Here is a 3,893-nt window from a genome sequence, read left to right as displayed (position 1 = left end):
TTTGGTGGACCAGTTTGCCGCGGAATGAGTGGACTACTATGTGCGGAATATCCATGGAAGAAGATAAACATCATTGTTTTTTTGGATGATTGCAAATAACCACTTCACGGGTGCAGGTTCCTGACCTTGCCCTCCATCCCGGCGATCTGACTCCCTGTATCCACCAAATTTTCCCAATTTAAAACAGCATAATCCCTATATCGGATTTTTGGATGGGATTTTCGTGTCTTATAAGCTGTATATCAGGTTGTAAAAAATATGGTATAAATAATGGTAATGAATTGCCATAATCATCAACAATCAAAAATAAATTAATACTAACCTTAAAAATCAAATGCTATGAACTCAATCACCCCGATTTCCGCCAGTTTAACAGAGGAAGAAAAACTCGCCATCGCCCAATTGCTGAATGAGGTGGACAGCAAAATGCCTTTCCTGATGTCGCTGACCCCCGAACAGCGACATGGCGCATATAAGCTCGGGGAAAAAACGGTCAGCTTTGTTGATAAGGCAATCGACTTCGCACGTACCAATCCCGGTCTGGTGCCGTCGTGGCTCGACTTTCAGGAATATCTAAAGGACTATAAACTCTTTAAGGATATACTCGAAATAAAGCGATTGGCCGCCACGCTCTTACAAAAGCTGGACGACACAGCTATGGAGGCGGGCATTGAAGCCTTTGGCGCCTCCATCACCTTCTACAACTCGGTGAAGGCCGCCGCAAAGAACAATGTGCCGGGCGCAAAAAGCATTTACGAAGACCTTCAGAAGCGTTTTCAGGGCAGAGGTTCACACCAAAACCTTCCGCCCGCGCAGTAAGCCGGGCAACCCCGGGCTCATTTAATATGCAGCTTCCGGTTTCCGGAGGCTGCATTCCGGTTCCCGGAAGCTTCGAAAAAATATCGAAAACACCGGTATTCATTCACGGAATCTGAACAACGAGGTCCGGAAAGTTTATGTTCTGCTTACAACATAGATTGAGCCGGCTCAGAGCATCGCGTTTCAATCTCAAAGCATCGCGTTTCACTGTTAAAGCATGAAAACGCCTGCTCAAAGCATCGAATTTCTCCTTCCGGGTGAGAAAAGGGAATCTCATACCTCCGCGTTTCAGTCTCAGAGTATGAAAAAGATACCTCCGATACCCGCGTTTCAGTCTCAGAGTATGAAAAAGGGTGCCCTGAGTATGAAAAAGGTAGCCCGGAGCATGAAACGTGACTCTCAGAGAATGAAACGGCTATCCCTGAGTGAGAAAAAGGTAGCCCTGAGTATGAAACGGGTCTCTCATAGAATAAAACGGCTATCCCTGAGTATGAAAACGGCGGGCGTTTGCAGCGCGGACCAAAAAAGCACATTTTCCCACTAAATCCCGTCATTTCTGCGTACTTTTGCGGTTCATCAACAGATTATTATTTTGACATTCAGTGAATTAAATTTGAACGGTCCATTGCTCAATGCTCTGGCCGACCTTGATTATGTTGATCCTACGCCCATACAGCAAAAGGCTTTTCCGATAATTATGTCGGGAAGGAATGTTGTGGGGATTGCACAAACCGGAACAGGTAAAACATTTGCTTATCTGCTTCCGCTGCTCAGGCAGTTGACGTTTTCCGAACAAAAAGACCCGCGCATTCTGATTCTGGCTCCAACACGCGAACTGGTTATACAGATTGTCGGTGAAGTGGAAAAATTGCTGAAGTACACCCATTTTCGCTTTGCCGGTGTATACGGAGGTGCAAACATCAACATGCAGAAAAAAGTAGTTTACAACGGACTGGATGTTATTGTTGCTACACCCGGCCGCCTGCTCGATTTGGCCCTGTCGGGAGTGCTGCAGCTGAAAAGTATTCAAAAACTGGTTATCGACGAAGTGGATGAAATGCTGGGACTCGGTTTTCGCACCCAGCTTACAAACCTGCTTGAATTATTGCCCGTAAGAAGACAGAACCTGATGTTTTCAGCCACACTCAACCCTGACGTGGAGGCTCTCATCGCCAATTCAATGCCGGCACCCGTTAAAATTGAGATTACTGCACACGGCACACCCATTGAAAAGATTGTACAGCGGGCATTTCACGTTCCCAATTTCAATACCAAGGTAAACCTGCTGAAAATGTTGCTTGATGCAGATCCGGACATGACCAAAGTTTTGGTGTTTACCGCAACCAAAAAACTGGCCGACCGTTTGTTCGAGCAGGCAGAACTTTTGTTTCCCGGTCAGGTAAGTGTAATACATTCCAATAAATCGCACAACAACAGACTTGACGCCATAAAGCAATTGCAGCAGGGCACCAAACGTCTGCTGATCGCTACCGATATTATTGCACGCGGTATGGATATTATGGACGTTTCCCACGTTATTAATTTTGATATGCCCGATGTTCCCGGCGATTATATTCACCGGCTCGGACGTACCGGAAGAGCAGACAAAGACGGTATCGCGATATCATTTATTAACCAGACAGAACGGGAGTATCAGGAAAATATTGAGCAGATGATGAACATGGCCATTCCCATGGAGGCATTACCTGAAGGCATCGTTATTTCTGATGTATATTATGAGGAAGAGCGCATTGCGCCCAAATTTGATAAGAATTACCGTAAAGAGCCATCGATAAAAGATTCGCAAGGTGCATTCCACGAGAAAAAGGGGAAGAATATGAAGGTGAATCTGGGATGTGCCTGGAAACGGAATCCTAAATTCACGAAAACAGGCAAACGGATTAAAAACCGACCGCGTTAGAAGCAAATGTAATCATGAATCAGCCGAATAATCCACTGCATGGAATAACACTGGAGGCAATAATCATTCAGCTGGTTGACCATTTGGGATGGGAAGAAATGGGCCGCCGCATCAATATTAATTGCTTTAAAAGTAATCCCAGCGTAAAATCAAGTCTTGCTTTTCTGCGCAAAACACCCTGGGCGCGCGAAAAAGTGGAGCAACTATTTTTAACCGTCATGCGTGAAAAGTAAGCGCAAACGCCATTTCACAACAGTGGTTTCATTTCCTGAGTATAGTCATATTGCAAATCTTCGTGCAGGGTTAACAGCGTCTTCCTGATTTTTTGAATCTGCGCCAGATAAAGATTGCCGAGTGCTGTATTAACCTGTAGCGGAACTCCGGCAGCTCTCAGCTGTTTACAGAAAAATATCAACAGCTCCACTTCAGTTTGTCCGGAGCCTGAATATTTGATAAATTTATTCGTAGTGCGCAGAATTTTGCGAACCATTTTTTTTACCAGATATAAATTGGTCTTATTGATTCCTTCAAATCCATCACTGATAAGGGTTTTAACTTTCCCTATATAGGCATTTTCATCAGCAGACTCAAACAGCAGATAGGTGAGCAGCTCTTTGTTTTCTTTTTTATACTTGGCAAGGCGCATGCAAAGTTGGAACAGTTCTGCCTGATGCAGTGTCGACAGTTCTGCTTTAAGTTCCTTGAGTGATGCGCCTTTCATGAGATTATATGTCTTCTGAAATGATATTTTTTACACGTCCCACTTCTCCGGTTTCCAACCGAACTTTTATACCGTGAGGATGAAAAGGGCTTTTCGTAAGGGTATCCCGGACAATGCCTTCGGTAAGCTCTCCTGTCCGCTGATCTTCTTTCATAACGATGCTTACTTCCATTCCTGCTTTGATGTCGCTCCGGTTTTGACCTTTCATTGTATACCAATATTTCAGCAAAGAAACGAATTTACACCTTGTACCACTTAAATTATTTCTTAGCAAAACTAAATTGAATTAGAATCAATTATTAACGATATAAATAAGTGCTGAATCTCATGCTAAATATCATTATTTATATATCGATGACAAAAAATACTTAGTTTTGTTTCACTATTGTCCGATAAAAATACAGAATATTATTTTGCAAACCGCAACAAATT

5 protein-coding genes are annotated in these 3,893 nt (G+C 43.6%); 3 read left to right on the top strand and 2 right to left on the bottom strand.

The features are described 5' to 3' along the window. The first annotated feature begins 339 nt into the window (after positions 1-339). The 3 genes from WCM76_16755 (at position 340) to WCM76_16745 (ending at position 2,973) form a co-directional block, all read left to right on the top strand. Positions 340-819 carry a hypothetical protein gene (locus tag WCM76_16755; GenBank protein MEI6767283.1) on the top strand — a complete coding sequence of 160 codons (480 nt, stop codon included), beginning with the start codon at positions 340-342 and terminating at the stop codon, positions 817-819. A gap of 592 nt (positions 820-1,411) precedes the next feature. After that, the gene (locus WCM76_16750; protein MEI6767282.1) at positions 1,412-2,740 is read left to right on the top strand and encodes a DEAD/DEAH box helicase; all 1,329 of its coding nucleotides are present in this window, start codon (positions 1,412-1,414) and stop codon (positions 2,738-2,740) included. A 14-nt stretch (positions 2,741-2,754) separates the two neighbouring features. Beyond that, complete coding sequence (locus WCM76_16745) at positions 2,755-2,973, top strand: VF530 family protein (GenBank protein MEI6767281.1); 219 nt, start codon at positions 2,755-2,757, stop codon at positions 2,971-2,973. A 14-nt stretch (positions 2,974-2,987) separates the two neighbouring features. Here the strand turns inward: WCM76_16745 and WCM76_16740 are convergent, their stop codons facing one another. Both WCM76_16740 and WCM76_16735 read right to left on the bottom strand, forming a co-directional pair. Then, positions 2,988-3,461, bottom strand: coding sequence for a hypothetical protein (locus tag WCM76_16740; GenBank protein MEI6767280.1), 474 nt, complete (start codon positions 3,459-3,461; stop codon positions 2,988-2,990). Between the two features lie 4 nt (positions 3,462-3,465). After that, positions 3,466-3,669, bottom strand: coding sequence for a YwbE family protein (locus tag WCM76_16735; protein ID MEI6767279.1), 204 nt, complete (start codon positions 3,667-3,669; stop codon positions 3,466-3,468). Positions 3,670-3,893: the final 224 nt, after the last annotated feature.

This window comes from Bacteroidota bacterium (assembly GCA_037133915.1).
In the GTDB taxonomy this organism is placed as follows: domain Bacteria; phylum Bacteroidota; class Bacteroidia; order Bacteroidales; family CAIWKO01; genus JBAXND01.
This window is presented reverse-complemented; position numbering and strand designations above follow the sequence as displayed.

Bases quoted from the DNA above. Each gene is read 5' to 3' on its own strand.
- WCM76_16755 (MEI6767283.1), top strand. From the start codon at position 340: ATGAACTCAATCACCCCGATTTCCGCCAGTTTAACAGAGGAAGAAAAA.
- WCM76_16745 (MEI6767281.1), top strand. From the start codon at position 2,755: ATGAATCAGCCGAATAATCCACTGCATGGAATAACACTGGAGGCAATA.
- WCM76_16740 (MEI6767280.1), bottom strand. From the start codon at position 3,461: ATGAAAGGCGCATCACTCAAGGAACTTAAAGCAGAACTGTCGACACTG.
- WCM76_16735 (MEI6767279.1), bottom strand. From the start codon at position 3,669: ATGAAAGGTCAAAACCGGAGCGACATCAAAGCAGGAATGGAAGTAAGC.